Origin of the sequence: Pseudomonas sp. BYT-1 (genome assembly GCF_023611805.1) — a bacterium.
Lineage (GTDB): Bacteria > Pseudomonadota > Gammaproteobacteria > Pseudomonadales > Pseudomonadaceae > Aquipseudomonas > Aquipseudomonas guariconensis.
Genome location: NZ_CP072559.1, coordinates 5,193,501 through 5,208,635, shown reverse-complemented (window position 1 = coordinate 5,208,635; position 15,135 = coordinate 5,193,501). Strand labels below are relative to the sequence as shown.

Below are 15,135 nucleotides of genomic sequence, written 5' to 3'. Positions count from 1 at the left end.
CTAGCATAGCGGCGTAATGGCGGCCAACCAGGTCGCAAGTGGCTCGGGTCGCTGGCGGGATACTTTGTCGCATCGTTGCAGCGGACTGTCGCGAGGATGTCCGCGCGCACGTCCCCAGCACCGGAGCCTTGATGAAAAAAGGCGCGATGGTGCCAGCTTTGGACGTGTGTGGGAAGCCGTTTTTGGCCGGGTAGTACTTTGCGCGTGAGTGTGCGGGGCTTGGGTTGCTCCTTAAGGTTGCACTTTCTGTTGATCGTTTTTTGTGCACGGGTGTTACCGTGGGGCACCTTTGGTGCATTTGTAAGTGGGTATTTCAGTAATCAGGGCTTGGCAAGAAAATTTGACGACCTTTCGGTCAAGGCATGGCCGAAAGGCCTGCGAGGCCCGGAGCGCTTGGCCATCAGCGAATTCTGACGAGCGTGATTCGCGGCTGGCCCGCTTATTGCCATACGGAAACCACCGAATGCAGCGACGCCTACCTCAACCCCGGGCGCGCTCCGTTTAAGCATTTCGGGTGGTCCACTCCTTACAAAGGTAGTTTTATGAGCGGTAAGCACAATTCCAATGACCTCGCTCAGGGGCTCAAGCAACGGCATGTCACCATGCTGTCCATCGCTGGCGTAATCGGCGCCGGTCTGTTCGTTGGCTCCGGCCACGCCATCGCTGCGGCAGGTCCTGCCGTTCTGCTCGCCTATGCTGCGGCGGGCACCCTTGTGGTGTTGGTGATGCGCATGCTCGGCGAGATGGCCATCGCCTCGCCGGATACCGGTTCCTTCTCCACATATGCCGACCGCTCCATCGGGCGCTGGGCAGGCTTTACCATCGGTTGGCTGTATTGGTGGTTCTGGGTCCTGGTGATCCCACTGGAGGCCAATGCTGCGGCGGCCATCCTGCATGCCTGGTTCCCCGCCGTGGACCTCTGGGCCTTCTCGCTCATCATTACGCTGGCGCTGACCCTGACCAACCTGTGCAGCGTGAAGAACTACGGTGAGTTCGAGTTCTGGTTCGCCCTGCTCAAGGTACTGGCCATCATCGGCTTCATCGTCGTTGGCTGTGTGGCCATGTTCGGCCTGGTGCCCAATAGCCAGGTCAGCGGTGTCAGCCATCTATTCGATACCCAGGGCTTCATGCCCAACGGTCTGGGCGCGGTGCTGGCCGCCATGCTGACCACCATGTTCTCGTTCATGGGGACCGAGATCGTCACCATCGCCGCCGCCGAATCCAAAGACCCGGGCAAGCAGATCAGCCGCGCCACCAACTCGGTGATCTGGCGTATCTGCCTGTTCTACCTGGTGTCGATCTTCCTGGTCGTGGCCCTGGTGCCATGGAACGACCCAGCCCTGGCCGAGACCGGTTCCTACCAGACCGTCCTGAGCCGCATCGGCGTGCCGAATGCCAAGTTGATCGTCGACATCGTCGTGCTGATCGCCGTGACCAGCTGCTTGAACTCGGCGCTGTACACCTCTTCGCGCATGCTGTTCTCCCTGAGCAAGCGCGGCGATGCGCCGGCCATGGCGCAGCGCACCACCAAGGCGGGGACTCCGCACTGGGCGGTCCTGCTGTCCACAGCGGCGGCGTTTCTGTGCGTGTTCGCCAACTTCGTGGCTCCGGCTGCGGTGTTCGAATTCCTGCTGGCCAGCTCCGGCGCCATCGCGCTGCTGGTGTACCTGGTGATTGCTGTGTCGCAACTGCGCATGCGCAGCCAGCGTGAAGCTCGGGGCGAGAAGATTGCCTTCAAGATGTGGCTGTTCCCGGGGCTAACCTGGGCGACCATCGCGTTCATCGTCGCGATCTTGGTGGTGATGGCGCTGCGCGAAGACCATCGCGCCGAGATCATCGCCACCGCATTGCTCAGCATTGGCGTGGTCGCTGCCGGCCTGCTGGTGCAGCGTAAGCGCAAGGCCGAAGGCCAGGCAGCGGGCCAGGTGGCGCTGGATAACTGATCCGGGCTGTTGAACAAAAAAGGCCGTGTCCTGTGAAGGGCACGGCCTTTTCGTTTGTCTGTATCGGCGTTTTCGCAGGTAGATCCACTCCCACAGAAGCTTGTGGGGCGGGTTTGGGCTGCCGGCGATCTTCAGCCGAACTGCTTCTGCTGTTGTTGCTGCTTGGCGACCGCTTCGGAGGCTGCCACATAGGCCTCTTGGAACTCGTCGCTTTCCAGCCAGGCCATGGTGGCATCTTCGTCGCTGCCGTCGAGCCATTTGCGATAGGCAGTGAAGACCATGACGATGTAGTCGGTGGCGTGTTCTTCCTTGTGGCCCTTGAGCACCAGGGCCAGCAGCGGATCGACCAGGAACACCGAGATCATCGGCACCAGGCCGTTCTGCTGGGCTTCCTTCATCTTGTCAAACAGGCTGTTGTAGCTGCCTGAGTCCATGGCTTTGTTGAAGACCTGCTCGACGCTGGCGCTGTCGCCGGCGCTGGCCTTGACCGCCTGGCCGCTGCGCACCATGCGGTTCTGCTTGGCTTTGGTGGCGGCGCGCTTGGCGCGTTTTTGCTGCTTGGTGTTGGAGGCCATTGGGGCGAATCCTTGGGGGGGTCTGGAAAAATGCGCGTATTGAAGCGTAATTGCCGAAGAAACCCAAGGGGCCGGCTTGCGGCCCAAGGCTCAACTGACGAGCGAGGGAGGCTCATCCTCCTCGAACCCCCGCGAGGCCCGTCCGACCAGCAACGGATCCGGTGCATGGGCGATGCTATGGTCCTTGCCCGGGTAGTCCAACGAATGCAGAAAATGCCGGATGCAGTTGATCCGCGCACGCTTCTTGTCATCGGACTTGATCACCGTCCACGGCGCGTCGGCGGTGTCGGTGTGGAAGAACATGGCTTCCTTGGCGGCGGTATAGTCCTCCCACTTGTCCAGCGACTTGATGTCGATGGGCGAGAGCTTCCAGTGCTTGAGTGGATCGTCCCGGCGCGAGATGAAGCGGCGCAGCTGCTCTTCGCGATTAACCGAGAACCAGTACTTGAACAGCAGGATGCCGCTGTTGCACAGCATCCGTTCAAGCTCCGGTGTCTGGCGCATGAACTCCAAGTACTGCAACGGGGTACAGAACTCCATCACCCGCTCGACGCCGGCGCGGTTGTACCAAGAGCGGTCGAAGAAGACCATTTCGCCCGCGGTCGGCAGGTGCTGGATATAGCGCTGGAAGTACCATTGGCCCTTCTCCTGCTCGGAGGGCTTTTCCAGGGCGACGATCCTCGCCCCGCGTGGGTTCAGGTGTTCCATGAAGCGCTTGATGGTACCGCCTTTACCTGCCGCGTCGCGTCCTTCGAACAGAATGACCACGCGTTGGCCGGTTTCCTTGACCCAGCTCTGGACCTTGAGTAGCTCGATCTGCAGGGCGTGCTTGGCCTTCTCATAGTCCTGGCGGCGCAGGCGCGTGCGGTAGGGGTAGCTGGCCGGCAGGCGCGCCGAGGTGCTGTCTTCATTGCTGCCGCGCCGCGCCGAGGCCACCTCCAGCGCTGCCGGCTGCTGGCTGATGGCGCTGATGCTCGGCTCTGGGGTCGTCTTGGCGGCAGTCTGGCGTCTGCGAGGTGGGCGGTTGCGGGCGATTGGCGTGATGCTGGGCGTCGCATCGGCAGTGGGAGGGGGCAGAGGCGTGGCGTCGTCGCTCATGGCAGTCCTTTGGGGTGGGTTCGAATGTCCACCCGATAGGCTAGGGCGCGGCGAGCGATGGCTGTTTGATGTCGATCAACGTCGCGCACTTTGCGCTGTGCTGCCGTAACCCCATGGCTAGCTAGCCATGGGGTACAGGAATCTCAGGCTGCGGTCAGCGCGGGGATTTGCAGGCCGAGTTTGGCGGCGGCGTAGTCCATGTCGCCCTTGGAGATCGACTGCGCCTGGAAACCGGCACCGATCAGGTCCTTGATGTACAGCTTGTTGTAGATGAAGCAGAACACCAGCGAGCTCAGGCCCATGGTGAGCATCTGCAGTACGAACTGGATCGCACCGAACTTCCAGTCACCACGGAACAGCGCCGGGAAGAAACCGAAGAAAAAGGTGGTCCAGGAGAAACCGACCGGGGCTTCTTTCAGCGCGCCGGTTTTCGGGTTCTTGAACATGATCGACGTGTAGGCCATTTATCTCTCCTTGTACACCCGCTTTTCAATGCATGGGCGGGCTGACATGCAAATCCTTGTGCCGGTTGGCGTTCGTGGATCAGGGCTGTGCCGGCTGCGCATGGATCGGTTGCTGGCGCTGCGCGTTCTCGCCCAGTTCGTTGATGCAGTAATTGATGTAGTACGCGTTGAACAGGAACGTGTAGAAGGCGTTCATCGAGAAGTAAGGCTGCTGCTGGGCGTTGGCGTAGGTCATCAGCAGGCTGCGGGCATTGAATGCCCAGACGATGAACAATACGCCGCTGGCGATGCTCAGCAGGGCGCCGATGCCGACCAGGAAGGGTTCGGGATTGTCGATGAACACTCCGCTCAGGCCCATGCAGACGCAGATCCAGATAATGTAGGTCTCGCTGCAGACCGTCTGCCCAGTGGCTTCGCGCAGGTGTTGGTTGGTCTTGTACAGCCAGATCAGCAGGTACAGGCCGCCGGTGGCCGCGCACAGCAGTACCAGGTGCAGCGTTTTGCGATTGACCTTGTTCATGAGTTCGGCAGGGGATGTCATGGCGCTTCCGATTTTCGAGAGGAAAAAACGGGCTGAGGCATCGGCTGTCTGATGAGGCATTCCTTGCTCAACCATCGTCCTTGGGGTGTGCGCTGCAAGGCGGGGGCAGCGCGGCGCGAATGATAGCACATGGCTATTTTGACGCCAGACTTTCGTTGCAAAAGTCGCGGGCATTAAAAAACCCCAGGCAACTTGCGTTACCTGGGGTTTGGCACTTGGTGCCCAGAGACGGAGTCGAACCGCCGACACGAGGATTTTCAATCCTCTGCTCTACCGACTGAGCTATCTGGGCGACGGGGCGAATTAAAAAGGTTTTCAGACCTTCCGTCAACGACTTTTTTGAAAATTTTTTAAATTAATTCCGTCGCTTACGTTTTTCGGTCATTCGCTGGGCGGAACGTAGCCTTCGGCCTGAGCGTACTCCTCGCCAGCGAAGAACTTGTCCATCTCCGCCTGGAGGAATTTGCGGTCCTCGGCGTTCATCATGTTCAAACGCTTTTCGTTGATCAGCATGGTCTGGTGCTTCTGCCACTCATCCCAAGCCTTTTGCGAGATGTGATCGAAGATGTCCTGGCCTTTGGCGCCCGGGTAGGGAGGGCGTGGCAGGCCAGGGAGCTCTTCGTTGTACTTGCGGCACTTCACGGTGCGGGTCATCGGGACTCTCCTGCAATCAATTCATCGGCCGCGCGTTTGAGCAGCTTCTTGACCGGGGCGGCGAGGCCCAGGCGCGGCGGGGTGGCGAGGTTATACCAGAGCCAGTCGGGCTCAGTCACGGTCGTGCCCAGCGAGTCGACACGCACCAGCCACGGCTCGATGGCCAGCTGGAAATGGCTGAAGGTATGGGTCAGGCCATCCAGGGCTTGGCTGTCGGTCGCGCGCACGCCGTGCTGGTAGGCCAGGTCGTCGAGCTGTTCCAGGTTGTCCAGCTCCGGCAAGCTCCACAGCCCGCCCCATAGGCCGCTCGAGGGGCGGCGATAGAGCAGGATGGCGCCCTCATGGTTGGCCAGCATCGGCATCAATGTGCGGCGCTGCGGCAGCGTCTTGCGTGGCTTGGGCTCGGGGTATCGGGTTTCCTCCCCGAGCAGGTGGGCTTGGCAGCCGGTCTTGAGCGGGCAGATCAGGCAGCTGGGTTTGCTGCGGGTGCAGAGGGTCGCGCCCAAGTCCATCATCGCCTGGGTGTAGTGGTTGGCCCTGGCGTACGGCGTGAAGCGCTCGGCGTTGGCCCACAGCGCGTTGGCCACCTTGGGCTCGCCAGGATAGCCGGCCTGGGCGGTGTAGCGGGCCAGCACGCGCTTGACGTTGCCATCGAGGATCGGTGCGCGAATGCCCATGCTGATGCTGGCGATGGCACCGGCAGTGGAGCGGCCGATGCCCGGCAACGCCGTTAGTTGCTCGACGCTGCGTGGAAACTCGCCGCCATGCTGCTCGACCACGATTTTCGCGGCCTTTTGCAGATTGCGCGCCCGAGTGTAGTAACCCAGGCCCGTCCACAGGTGCAGCACCTCGTCCTCCGGCGCCTCGGCCAGGGCCTGCACGGTCGGCAGGGCCTGCATGAAGCGATCGAAGTAGTTGAGCACCGTGCTCACCTGGGTCTGCTGCAACATGATTTCCGACACCCACACCCGATAGGGCGTGATGCCCTGTTGCCAGGGCAGGTCATGACGGCCGTGCTGGTCGTACCACTGCAAAACGGCATGGGAGAACTGCTCGGGACTCATCGTTTGAACAGCCCCTTGAGTGCATCCTTGAGCTCCGGGCTGACCTTGTCGCCAAGCTTCTCGTCGAGTTTTTCTTGCAGGCGGTTGCCGGCCAGCTTGGCTGCGACCTTACCCAGGCCTTCCTGGTCCAGGCGGCAAGCCTTGGCGCCAAGTTCCAGCGGGCCACGGCAGCGCACCGGCACCTCGATACCGACATAGCGCTCGTTGACCTGGCAGGCCGGGTCCGGCATGGCGCGCTGGTCACCTTCGACGATCACGCCCAGGTTGTAGTCCATGCCCAGTACGCGCAGGTCCACATCGCCATGGCCGTTGACGGTCAGGCCTGGAATGCTTGCCTTCAGGTTCGGGTTGCTGGCGACGCCATTGCGCACCACCAGGCTGCCGCGCAGTTCCTGGAAGGGGGTGTCCTTGCCGCGCGGCTCGCCGCTCAAGGTCTTGCGGTTGAGGGTCGCGATGGCATGACACAGCTGCTGTTCGAGGTTGGCGTTGACCAGCACGCCATCGTTGAGGGTGAAGCTGGCATTGCCGTTGAGGGTGTCGACCAGTGCTTTCTGACTGTTGCCGGTGGCGGTCAGGTCGCTGGACAGCGTCAGCAGGCCCTTGACCGGGGGCGCCTTGTCCGGGGTGTCGGACTTGATGAAGTGTTCCACCGGCACGCGGTTGATCCGGGTCTTCATGCCGATCTGTGGCACGGCCGGGCGCACGTCGAGTGTTCCGTTGGTCTCGAAGCTGCCGTCGTACAGGCCCCCTCGGAGGGTCTCGAGGGTCAACAGGCCTCCCTGGCCGTTGGCCTTGAGCTGGGCATCGGTGATCGGCAGCTTGTCCAGGGTCAGGGTGCCGAACGACACGTCTGCCTGCAGATCGAGCTGGCGCAGGCGATCCACCGGCAGCAGCTTGTCACTGCTCCAGGCCACCTGGGTCGGCGCGTTGGGCAGCGGAGTCGTGCTCGGGCCGCTGACGGCGCTGGCTTCCTGCTGCTGGACCTCGGCCTGGCGCGCGGCGCTGGCGCCCTTGGCTTGTTCGCTCTTGGCCTGCAGGTAACGGTCGGCGTTGAACGTGTCGCCTTTAAGGCGCAGGCGAAGGGCCTGCTTGGCGAAGTCGTCGATGGCGATGCGGCCGCTGAAGGTGCTCTCGTCGAGCTTCACGGCCAGGTCTTCCAGGGCCAGGCTGGTTGGATTGGCCTGCAGGCGGGTGACCAGTTCCAGCTTGCCGAACGCGGCCGGGTCGGCAGTGGCAGGCAGCGGATGGCCGATGCTGTCGAGGAAGGTGCGCAGGTCGAACTGAGCGATGGACAGGCCGCCGCTCAGTTGCGGGGTCTTGTCCAGGTCGCGCAGGTTCAGCTCGCCCAGGGCGCGCAGCTGGTTGGCAGAGAGCTTCAAGCCATTCCAGGAGGCCACGTTGGCGGCGAGGTCGACCAGTAGCTGGCCTTGGGCGGCGAAGGTCATGGTCTTGCCGGCCAGCGGTTCGCCAGAGGTCTCGCCCGACAGGCGCATGTCCTCGATGTTGTAGCGCTTGAGCTTACGGTCGAAACGCAGCTCACCCGTCAATTCGGTGCGTGCCTTGAGGCTCGGCTGGCCAACGGTGAGGAAGGCACTGGCCTTGAGCGGGATGTTCACGCCCTCATGGACTGCACCGGTGCTCAGCTGGATGCTTTGGGCGCTGAAGGTCTGGCCGGTCTTGGCATCGGTGTACTGCACCTGGGCGTTGTTGACCGTCAGGCTGTCGATGTCCAGCTTGACCATGCGCTCGCGGGAGTCTTCCTTGTTGGCCGGCGTATCAGCCGTGGCGGGGGCCTCGGTCGTGCTGGTCGACGGCGTGCCGGCAGGCTGCGGCAGTGGTTTGCCGATGTCTTCCCAGTTGCCGTGGCCGTGTTCGTCACGGTTCAGGATCAGGTTCAGGCCCTCGACGCGCACATCGCTCATCTGCACCTCGCGGCGCAGCAGCGGCAGTACACGGACCGACAAACCCAGCATCTGCAGGTCGGCGAATGGCTCCTTGGGCTTGTTCAGCGTGGCGATGCTGGCCTCGTGCAGCTCCAGGCCCAGCCAGGGGAACAGGCTCCAGCCGATATCGCCATTGAGCGTCAGCTCGATGTGGGCCTTGTCGCGGGCCAACTGGCGAATCTCGTCTTTGTAGTCGTTGGGATCGAAGAGGTGGGTCAGGGCGAAGCCCAGCGCCACGATGATCAGCAGCAACCCGAGAAGCCCCAGCCCCAGGATTTTGCCGAACGCTTTCATGGGCGAGTCCTTGTAGTCCGTTTTTGAAATTCAAGCCTGGGAGTATAGCGCCGTGGGTAGGACCTCGGCGTAATCAATAGTGGCGGACGGCAGGGCCAGGGCAGTCCGTGTCGGCAGGGCTTGTCCCGCGAGCGAGCGCCCTGTCGCTTCAAACAGCAGAAATTACACATATGCGACATTGCCATATGTCATCCGCGTTCCAAGCGGGCGCGATCTGGGCCTATAATGGCAGCCTTTTCGCCCAATGATTTTGCGGAGCTGGTGATGGTCGAACGTAAGGCTTCCGTCGAGCGCAATACCCTGGAAACCCAGGTAAAAGCCTCGATCAACCTCGATGGCAGTGGCAAGGCCCGATTCGATATCGGTGTGCCTTTCCTCGAACACATGCTCGACCAGATCGCCCGGCATGGGCTGATCGATCTGGACATCGAGTGCAAGGGTGACCTGCATATCGACGACCACCATACCGTCGAAGACGTCGGCATCACCCTCGGCCAGGCGTTCGCCCAGGCCATCGGTGACAAGAAGGGCATCCGTCGCTACGGTCATTCGTACGTACCGCTGGACGAAGCGCTTTCGCGTGTGGTCATCGACTTCTCCGGCCGTCCGGGCCTGCAGATGCACGTGCCGTACACCCGCGCCAGCGTGGGCGGCTTCGATGTCGACCTGTTCCAGGAGTTCTTCCAGGGCTTCGTCAACCATGCCCTGGTGACCCTGCACATCGACAACCTGCGTGGTCACAATACCCACCACCAGATCGAAACCGTGTTCAAAGCCTTTGGCCGCGCGCTGCGCATGGCCGTCGAGCAGGACGAGCGCATGGCCGGGCAGATGCCTTCCACCAAGGGATGCCTGTGATGCAGACCGTCGCCGTAATCGACTATGGCATGGGCAACTTGCACTCGGTGGCCAAGGCCCTGGAGCATGTGGGGGCTGGCAAGGTGCTGGTCACCAGCGACGCGGCCGTGATCCGCGAGGCCGACCGTGTGGTGTTCCCAGGCGTTGGCGCGATCCGCGACTGCATGGCCGAGATCCGTCGCCTGGGCTTCGACAGCCTGGTGCGTGAAGTCAGCCAGGACCGTCCGTTCCTCGGTATCTGCGTGGGCATGCAGGCCCTGCTGGACCACAGCGAGGAGAACGACGGCGTCGACTGCATCGGCCTGTTCCCCGGTCAGGTGCGTTTCTTCGGCAAAGACCTGCAGGAAGACGGCGAGCACCTGAAGGTGCCCCACATGGGCTGGAACGAAGTCAGCCAGACCATCGACCATCCCCTGTGGCATGACATTCCCGACCGCGCGCGCTTCTATTTCGTGCACAGCTACTACATCAATGCCGGCAAGCCTGGGCAGGTTGCAGGCCGCGGCCACTACGGCGTCGATTTCGCCGCGGCCCTGGCCGAGGGCTCGCGCTTCGCCGTGCAGTTCCATCCCGAGAAGAGCCATACCCATGGCCTGCAACTGCTGCAGAACTTCGTCAGCTGGGATGGACGCTGGTAAATGAGCAAATCGCGGACCAAGGCCCCGATCATCACCCTGGCGCCCGAGCAGGAGCGCCAGGCGCTCGACACCTTGAAGCGCTTTCTCGAAGACCGCTTCGAGCTGACGCTTGGGTCGTTCGAGGTGGCCGAGGTCCTCGATTTGTTCAGCAAAGAAATTGCACCTCACTACTACAACAGGGCGATTGCCGATGTTCAGCTGCACCTCAAGGAGCGGTTCGAGAGCATCGAGAGCGACCTGTGGGCACTCGAGAAGCCCTGAATTTCACTGATTAGACAGGTTCCCAAGATGCTGATTATCCCCGCTATCGATCTGAAGGACGGTGCCTGCGTGCGTCTGCGCCAGGGCCGCATGGAAGACTCCACGGTATTTTCCGACGACCCGGTGAGCATGGCCGCCAAATGGGTCGAGGGTGGCTGCCGTCGCCTGCATCTGGTCGACCTCAATGGCGCCTTCGAAGGCCAGCCGGTCAACGGCGAAGTGGTCACTGCCATCGCCAAGCGCTACCCGAACCTGCCGATCCAGATCGGCGGCGGCATCCGCTCGCTGGAGACCATCGAGCACTACGTCAAGGCTGGCGTGAGCTACGTCATCATCGGCACCAAGGCGGTCAAGCAGCCTGAATTCGTCGCCGAGGCGTGCAAGGCGTTCCCAGGCAAGGTCATCGTTGGCCTGGATGCCAAGGACGGCTTCGTCGCCACCGACGGTTGGGCCGAAGTCAGCTCGGTGCAGGTCATCGACCTGGCCAAGCGCTTCGAGGCCGATGGCGTCTCGGCGATCGTCTACACCGACATCGCCAAGGACGGCATGATGCAGGGCTGCAACGTGCCCTTCACCAAGGCCCTGGCCGAAGCCACGTCGATTCCGGTGATCGCGTCCGGCGGCATCCACAACCTGGGCGACATCAAGGCCCTGCTGGATGCCAAGACCCCGGGCATCATCGGTGCCATCACCGGCCGCGCCATCTATGAAGGCACCCTCGATGTCGCTGAGGCCCAGGCCTTCTGCGACAACTACCAAGGCTGAGGACAGAACATGGCACTGGCCAAGCGCATCATCCCTTGCCTGGACGTGGACAACGGCCGGGTGGTCAAGGGCGTCAAGTTCGAGAACATCCGCGATGCCGGCGACCCGGTGGAAATCGCGCGTCGCTACGACGAGCAGGGTGCTGACGAGATCACTTTCCTGGACATCACCGCCAGTGTCGATGGCCGTGACACCACCCTGCACACCGTCGAGCGCATGGCCAGCCAGGTGTTCATCCCGCTGACCGTGGGCGGTGGCGTGCGTACCGTGCAGGACATCCGCAACCTGCTCAACGCCGGCGCCGACAAGGTGTCGATCAACACCGCAGCAGTGTTCCACCCCGAGTTCGTGGGTGAGGCTGCCGAGCGTTTCGGTTCCCAGTGCATTGTCGTCGCCATCGACGCCAAGAAGGTCTCCGGCCCCGGCGAGGCGCCGCGTTGGGAGATCTTCACCCATGGCGGGCGCAAGCCGACCGGTCTGGATGCAGTGGCCTGGGCCAAGAAGATGGAAGGGCTGGGGGCCGGTGAGATCCTGCTCACCAGCATGGACCAGGACGGCATGAAGAGCGGTTTCGATCTGGGCGTGACCCGGGCCATCAGCGATGCAGTGGGTATTCCGGTGATCGCCTCGGGTGGTGTCGGCAACCTGCAACACCTGGCTGACGGCATCCTGGAAGGCCATGCCAGTGCGGTGCTGGCGGCGAGCATCTTCCACTTCGGTGAGTACACCGTGCCGGAAGCCAAGGCCTACATGGCTGCGCGCGGGATCGTCGTTCGCTGAACCACTGCCGGGAAGGCTTTGCCCTCCTGAAAAAACACAAGGCCGCTGTCACAGAGAGGGTGCAATACCTCCCCTGTGGCAGCGGCCTTGTGCCGTGACAGGGCCGCACAGCGGCCCCTGTCATTACCCGTGGTTCTTGCCCAGCAGCGCGTGATACAGCTCGCTGTCGCCGAGAATCCCCACCACCTTGTCGTTCTCCTGCAGCACCAGCTTGTTGCCGGTGTGGTAGCGGATCTGCAAGGCCTCGCGCATGCCGATATTGGCATTGACCAAGGTCGGTTTGCGGCCCAGGGTTTCCACATCCTGGCCCGGTACCCAGTTCTGCAGGTCCAGGCCGTTCTGGCCTTGGCGGGCGCGTTTGATCGAGTTGCCTTCGCCCAGGTCCAGCCAGGAATCACCGCCTGGGTCCAGGCATACCGAGCCGTTGACCCGCTTGCAGTTGTCCAGGCTGCGCATCAGGCTGCGACCGCACAGCACGTTGAGCGGATTGGTGTGGGCCACGAAGGTGCGTACATAGTCGTCGGCCGGGTTCAGGACGATTTCTTCAGGCTTGCTGTACTGGATGATCCGGCCATCTTTCATGATGGCGATACGGCTGCCCAGCTTGAGCGCCTCGTCCAGGTCGTGGCTGACGAACACGATGGTCTTGCTCAGCTTGTTCTGCAGCTCCAGCAACTCGTCCTGCAGGCCTTGGCGGATCAGCGGGTCGAGGGCCGAGAAGGGTTCGTCCATCAGCAGGATGTCTGCGTCCATGGCCAGCGCCCGGGCCAGGCCCACGCGCTGCTGCATGCCGCCGGAGAGCTCGTCGGGCTTCTTGTTGCGCCATTGGGTCAGGCCCACCAGCTCGAGCTTCTCATCGACCAGCTTGCGCCGCTCTTTCTCGGGACGGCCCTGCATTTCCAGGCCGAAGCTGATGTTCTCGCGCACGGTCAGCCAGGGCATCAGGGCGAACTTCTGGAACACCATGGCGATGCGCTTGGTGCGCATCATCTTCAGTTCCGCCGGGGTGCAGTGGGCGATGTCGATGTGCTTGCCTTCGTGCTCGACGAACAGCTTGCCGCGGCTGACGGTATTCAGGCCGTTGATGCAGCGCAGCAGGCTCGACTTGCCCGAGCCGGACAGGCCCATGAGCACGCAGATCTCGCCTTTGTTGATGTCCAGGTTGGCTTTCTCGACGCCGACCACAAGGCCAGTCTTCTTGAGGATCTGCTCGCGGGTCTGGCCTTGGTCCAGCAGCGCCAGCGCTTCGCGTGGCTTGTTGGAGAAGATGACGTCGACGTCTTCGAAACGAATGATGCTCATGACTCACCTCGTGCCGGCAGCTCCGGTTGCTTGCAGATACGGTCCAGCATGATCGCCAGCAGCACGATCGCCAGGCCCGCCTCGAAGCCCAGGGCGATATCGGCGGTGTTCAGTGCGTTGACCACAGGTTTGCCGAGGCCGTCAGCGCCCACCAGGGCGGCGATCACGACCATCGACAACGACAGCATGATGCATTGGGTAACGCCCGCGGCAATGCTGGGCATCGCATGGGGCAGTTCGATGCGGGTCAGCAGCTGGCGGCGCGAGCAGCCAAAGGCCTTACCGGCGTCGAGCAGTTCCTGGGGCACATCGCAGATACCCAGGTAGGTGAGGCGGATCGGCGCGGCGATGGCGAACACCACCGTGGAGATCAACCCTGGCACCACGCCCAGGCCGAACAGGGTCAGGGTGGGGATCAGGTAAACGAAGGTAGGCACCGTCTGCATCAGGTCCAGGACGGGACGCATGGCGGTGTAGAACATCGGCTTGTGCGCAGCGACGATGCCCAGCGGCACGCCGATGGCCACGCATACCACGGTGGCGAAGGTGACCTGCGCCAGGGTCTCCATGGTTTCCTGCCAGTAGCCGAGGTTGAAGATCAGCAGGAAGGACAGCGCGACAAATGCCGTCAGCGCCCATTTGCGCTGGATCAGGTGCGCCAGGGCGGCGAACAAGGCGATGAGGATGTAGGGGTTGAACCAGGTCAGGGCGCTGGTGACCCCATGGATCATGAATTCCAGGCCCTGGGCGATGGCGTCGAAATAGTTGGCGCCGTTCTGGGTCAACCATTCGACGAATGAGGCGATGTACTGCCCCAGAGGTATTTTCTGATCGATAAGCATGATAGCGAGCTTCCACCTGCAAAGATTGAAATCAGTCCGGGGCGGGCGTTGGCCTGCCCCGAGGTAGTGCCAATTGCTACTGCATCCTTGTTGTTATTGCGTCAGTTTGGCCTTGGCCGCCTCCAGCCCGGGTTTGCCATCCACGGTCGTCACTCCGGCCAACCAGGTGTCGAGCACTTGCGGGTTGTTCTTCAGCCACGCCTTGGCGGCTGCATCGGGTTTCATCTTGTCGTCCAGGACATTGCCCATCAGGGTGCTTTCCATGTCCAGGGTGAACGACAGGTTCTTCAGCAGTTGGCCGACGTTGCTGCATTCCTGCGTATAGCCCTTGCGGGTATTGGTCAGCACGGTCGCCTTGCCGAACTCGGGGCCGAAGAACTCGTCACCGCCGGACAGGTACTGCATCTTGAAGCGCTTGTTCATCGGGTGCGGTTCCCAGCCCAGGAACACCACCGCCTCGCCACGTTTCTGCGAGCGATCTACCTGCGACAGCATGCCTGCCTCGCTGGACTGCACCAGCTTGAAGCCGGCGTCCTTCAGGCCAAAGGCGTTCTTGTCGATCATGCTCTGGATGGTACGGTTGCCGTCGTTGCCCGGCTCGATGCCGTAGATCTTGCCGCCCAGTTCGTTCTTGAACTTGGGAATGTCGGCGAAGTCCTTGAGGCCCTTGTCATACAGTGCTTGGGGTACGGCAAGGGTGTACTTGGCGTTCTCCAGGTTGGCACGCACGGTTTCGACCGTGCCGGCGTCACGGTACTGCTTGATGTCGTTCTCCATGGTCGGCATCCAGTTGCCGAGGAACACATCCAGGTCCTTGCCGGCAGCCAGCGATTTGTAGGTCACCGGTACCGAGATCATGGTGGTGTGAGTCTTGTAGCCCAGGGCTTCGAGTACAACGCTGGTGACGGCGGTGGTCACGGTGATGTCGGTCCAGCCGACGTCGGAGAACCGTACCGTCTGACACTGCTCGGGCTCCACGGCCTGAGCCAGCAGAGGTGTTGCGAGCATCGCGACCAGCAAGAGCGAGGGTGAACCTTTCATGGATGGACTCCTGTGATTTTTCTTCGGGTTTCCCGCGGGGCGCCGGGCTTTCTCTAGGCTCCGGTCGACCAG

The 15,135-nt window shown here is 62.2% G+C and carries 16 protein-coding genes and 1 tRNA gene; 6 read left to right on the top strand and 11 right to left on the bottom strand.

The window, feature by feature from the left end; translation table 11 throughout:
* Nucleotides 1-542 precede the first annotated feature (542 nt).
* Nucleotides 543-1,943, top strand: a complete 1,401-nt coding sequence (gene gabP / locus J5X93_RS24410; protein WP_043211020.1) for a GABA permease — start codon at nucleotides 543-545, stop codon at nucleotides 1,941-1,943.
* A gap of 131 nt (nucleotides 1,944-2,074) precedes the next feature.
* On the opposite strand, the gene J5X93_RS24405 is transcribed toward gabP, so the two are convergent.
* The 8 genes from J5X93_RS24405 to J5X93_RS24370 all read right to left on the bottom strand — a co-directional run bounded on the left by J5X93_RS24405 (nucleotide 2,075) and on the right by J5X93_RS24370 (nucleotide 8,576).
* Entirely contained in the window at nucleotides 2,075-2,518 is a 444-nt protein-coding gene (locus J5X93_RS24405) for a hypothetical protein (protein WP_043211022.1), read from the bottom strand.
* Nucleotides 2,519-2,608: 90 nt separating this feature from the next.
* Nucleotides 2,609-3,616, bottom strand: coding sequence for a polyphosphate kinase 2 (gene ppk2, locus J5X93_RS24400; RefSeq protein ID WP_043211024.1), 1,008 nt, complete (start codon nucleotides 3,614-3,616; stop codon nucleotides 2,609-2,611).
* Nucleotides 3,617-3,759: 143 nt separating this feature from the next.
* Nucleotides 3,760-4,080 carry a hypothetical protein gene (locus J5X93_RS24395; protein WP_043211028.1) on the bottom strand — a complete coding sequence of 107 codons (321 nt, stop codon included), beginning with the start codon at nucleotides 4,078-4,080 and terminating at the stop codon, nucleotides 3,760-3,762.
* Between the two features lie 79 nt (nucleotides 4,081-4,159).
* Nucleotides 4,160-4,621 (bottom strand): DUF4234 domain-containing protein, encoded by a 462-nt coding sequence (locus J5X93_RS24390; RefSeq protein ID WP_043211030.1) that lies wholly within the window; start codon nucleotides 4,619-4,621, stop codon nucleotides 4,160-4,162.
* 216 nt (nucleotides 4,622-4,837) lie between these two features.
* Nucleotides 4,838-4,913 (bottom strand) — tRNA-Phe (locus J5X93_RS24385).
* An 89-nt stretch (nucleotides 4,914-5,002) separates the two neighbouring features.
* A complete protein-coding gene (locus tag J5X93_RS24380) occupies nucleotides 5,003-5,275 on the bottom strand; it encodes an oxidative damage protection protein (protein ID WP_043211032.1) in 273 nt (90 codons plus the stop codon).
* On the bottom strand, nucleotides 5,272-6,339 hold the full coding sequence (mutY, locus tag J5X93_RS24375; RefSeq protein ID WP_043211034.1) for an A/G-specific adenine glycosylase: 1,068 nt from the start codon (nucleotides 6,337-6,339) through the stop codon (nucleotides 5,272-5,274). The genes J5X93_RS24380 and mutY overlap by 4 nt, the downstream gene beginning before the upstream one ends.
* Nucleotides 6,336-8,576: an AsmA family protein gene (locus tag J5X93_RS24370; protein WP_102081074.1), complete on the bottom strand. Its 2,241-nt coding sequence runs from the start codon at nucleotides 8,574-8,576 to the stop codon at nucleotides 6,336-6,338. Before J5X93_RS24370 ends, mutY begins: the two co-directional genes overlap by 4 nt.
* Nucleotides 8,577-8,840: 264 nt before the next feature.
* On the opposite strand from J5X93_RS24370, the gene hisB reads away from it, so the two are divergent.
* From hisB to hisF, 5 genes are read left to right on the top strand one after another with little or no spacing between them, the layout of a single operon-like run.
* On the top strand, nucleotides 8,841-9,434 hold the full coding sequence (hisB, locus tag J5X93_RS24365) for an imidazoleglycerol-phosphate dehydratase HisB (protein WP_043211130.1): 594 nt from the start codon (nucleotides 8,841-8,843) through the stop codon (nucleotides 9,432-9,434).
* A complete protein-coding gene (hisH, locus tag J5X93_RS24360) occupies nucleotides 9,434-10,072 on the top strand; it encodes an imidazole glycerol phosphate synthase subunit HisH (protein ID WP_043211039.1) in 639 nt (212 codons plus the stop codon). Before hisB ends, hisH begins: the two co-directional genes overlap by 1 nt.
* The gene (locus tag J5X93_RS24355; protein ID WP_043211041.1) at nucleotides 10,073-10,333 is read left to right on the top strand and encodes a DUF2164 domain-containing protein; all 261 of its coding nucleotides are present in this window, start codon (nucleotides 10,073-10,075) and stop codon (nucleotides 10,331-10,333) included.
* Nucleotides 10,334-10,360: 27 nt separating this feature from the next.
* Complete coding sequence (hisA, locus tag J5X93_RS24350) at nucleotides 10,361-11,098, top strand: 1-(5-phosphoribosyl)-5-[(5-phosphoribosylamino)methylideneamino]imidazole-4-carboxamide isomerase (protein ID WP_043211043.1); 738 nt, start codon at nucleotides 10,361-10,363, stop codon at nucleotides 11,096-11,098.
* 9 nt (nucleotides 11,099-11,107) lie between these two features.
* On the top strand, nucleotides 11,108-11,878 hold the full coding sequence (gene hisF, locus J5X93_RS24345; protein WP_090346344.1) for an imidazole glycerol phosphate synthase subunit HisF: 771 nt from the start codon (nucleotides 11,108-11,110) through the stop codon (nucleotides 11,876-11,878).
* 123 nt (nucleotides 11,879-12,001) lie between these two features.
* Here the strand turns inward: hisF and choV are convergent, their stop codons facing one another.
* The 3 genes from choV to J5X93_RS24330 all read right to left on the bottom strand — a co-directional run bounded on the left by choV (nucleotide 12,002) and on the right by J5X93_RS24330 (nucleotide 15,063).
* Entirely contained in the window at nucleotides 12,002-13,180 is a 1,179-nt protein-coding gene (choV, locus tag J5X93_RS24340) for a choline ABC transporter ATP-binding protein (RefSeq protein ID WP_043211048.1), read from the bottom strand.
* Nucleotides 13,177-14,025: a choline ABC transporter permease subunit gene (gene choW, locus J5X93_RS24335; RefSeq protein WP_177343688.1), complete on the bottom strand. Its 849-nt coding sequence runs from the start codon at nucleotides 14,023-14,025 to the stop codon at nucleotides 13,177-13,179. Before choW ends, choV begins: the two co-directional genes overlap by 4 nt.
* 90 nt (nucleotides 14,026-14,115) lie before the next feature.
* On the bottom strand, nucleotides 14,116-15,063 hold the full coding sequence (locus tag J5X93_RS24330) for a choline ABC transporter substrate-binding protein (RefSeq protein ID WP_043211054.1): 948 nt from the start codon (nucleotides 15,061-15,063) through the stop codon (nucleotides 14,116-14,118).
* Nucleotides 15,064-15,135 lie beyond the last annotated feature (72 nt).

Excerpts from the sequence above, each read along its gene's own strand:
- gabP (WP_043211020.1), top strand. The coding sequence starts at position 543 with ATGAGCGGTAAGCACAATTCCAATGACCTCGCTCAGGGGCTCAAGCAA.
- J5X93_RS24405 (WP_043211022.1), bottom strand. The coding sequence starts at position 2,518 with ATGGCCTCCAACACCAAGCAGCAAAAACGCGCCAAGCGCGCCGCCACC.
- ppk2 (WP_043211024.1), bottom strand. The coding sequence starts at position 3,616 with ATGAGCGACGACGCCACGCCTCTGCCCCCTCCCACTGCCGATGCGACG.
- J5X93_RS24395 (WP_043211028.1), bottom strand. The coding sequence starts at position 4,080 with ATGGCCTACACGTCGATCATGTTCAAGAACCCGAAAACCGGCGCGCTG.
- J5X93_RS24390 (WP_043211030.1), bottom strand. The coding sequence starts at position 4,621 with ATGACATCCCCTGCCGAACTCATGAACAAGGTCAATCGCAAAACGCTG.
- J5X93_RS24380 (WP_043211032.1), bottom strand. The coding sequence starts at position 5,275 with ATGACCCGCACCGTGAAGTGCCGCAAGTACAACGAAGAGCTCCCTGGC.
- mutY (WP_043211034.1), bottom strand. The coding sequence starts at position 6,339 with ATGAGTCCCGAGCAGTTCTCCCATGCCGTTTTGCAGTGGTACGACCAG.
- J5X93_RS24370 (WP_102081074.1), bottom strand. The coding sequence starts at position 8,576 with ATGAAAGCGTTCGGCAAAATCCTGGGGCTGGGGCTTCTCGGGTTGCTG.
- hisB (WP_043211130.1), top strand. The coding sequence starts at position 8,841 with ATGGTCGAACGTAAGGCTTCCGTCGAGCGCAATACCCTGGAAACCCAG.
- hisH (WP_043211039.1), top strand. The coding sequence starts at position 9,434 with ATGCAGACCGTCGCCGTAATCGACTATGGCATGGGCAACTTGCACTCG.
- J5X93_RS24355 (WP_043211041.1), top strand. The coding sequence starts at position 10,073 with ATGAGCAAATCGCGGACCAAGGCCCCGATCATCACCCTGGCGCCCGAG.
- hisA (WP_043211043.1), top strand. The coding sequence starts at position 10,361 with ATGCTGATTATCCCCGCTATCGATCTGAAGGACGGTGCCTGCGTGCGT.
- hisF (WP_090346344.1), top strand. The coding sequence starts at position 11,108 with ATGGCACTGGCCAAGCGCATCATCCCTTGCCTGGACGTGGACAACGGC.
- choV (WP_043211048.1), bottom strand. The coding sequence starts at position 13,180 with ATGAGCATCATTCGTTTCGAAGACGTCGACGTCATCTTCTCCAACAAG.
- J5X93_RS24330 (WP_043211054.1), bottom strand. The coding sequence starts at position 15,063 with ATGAAAGGTTCACCCTCGCTCTTGCTGGTCGCGATGCTCGCAACACCT.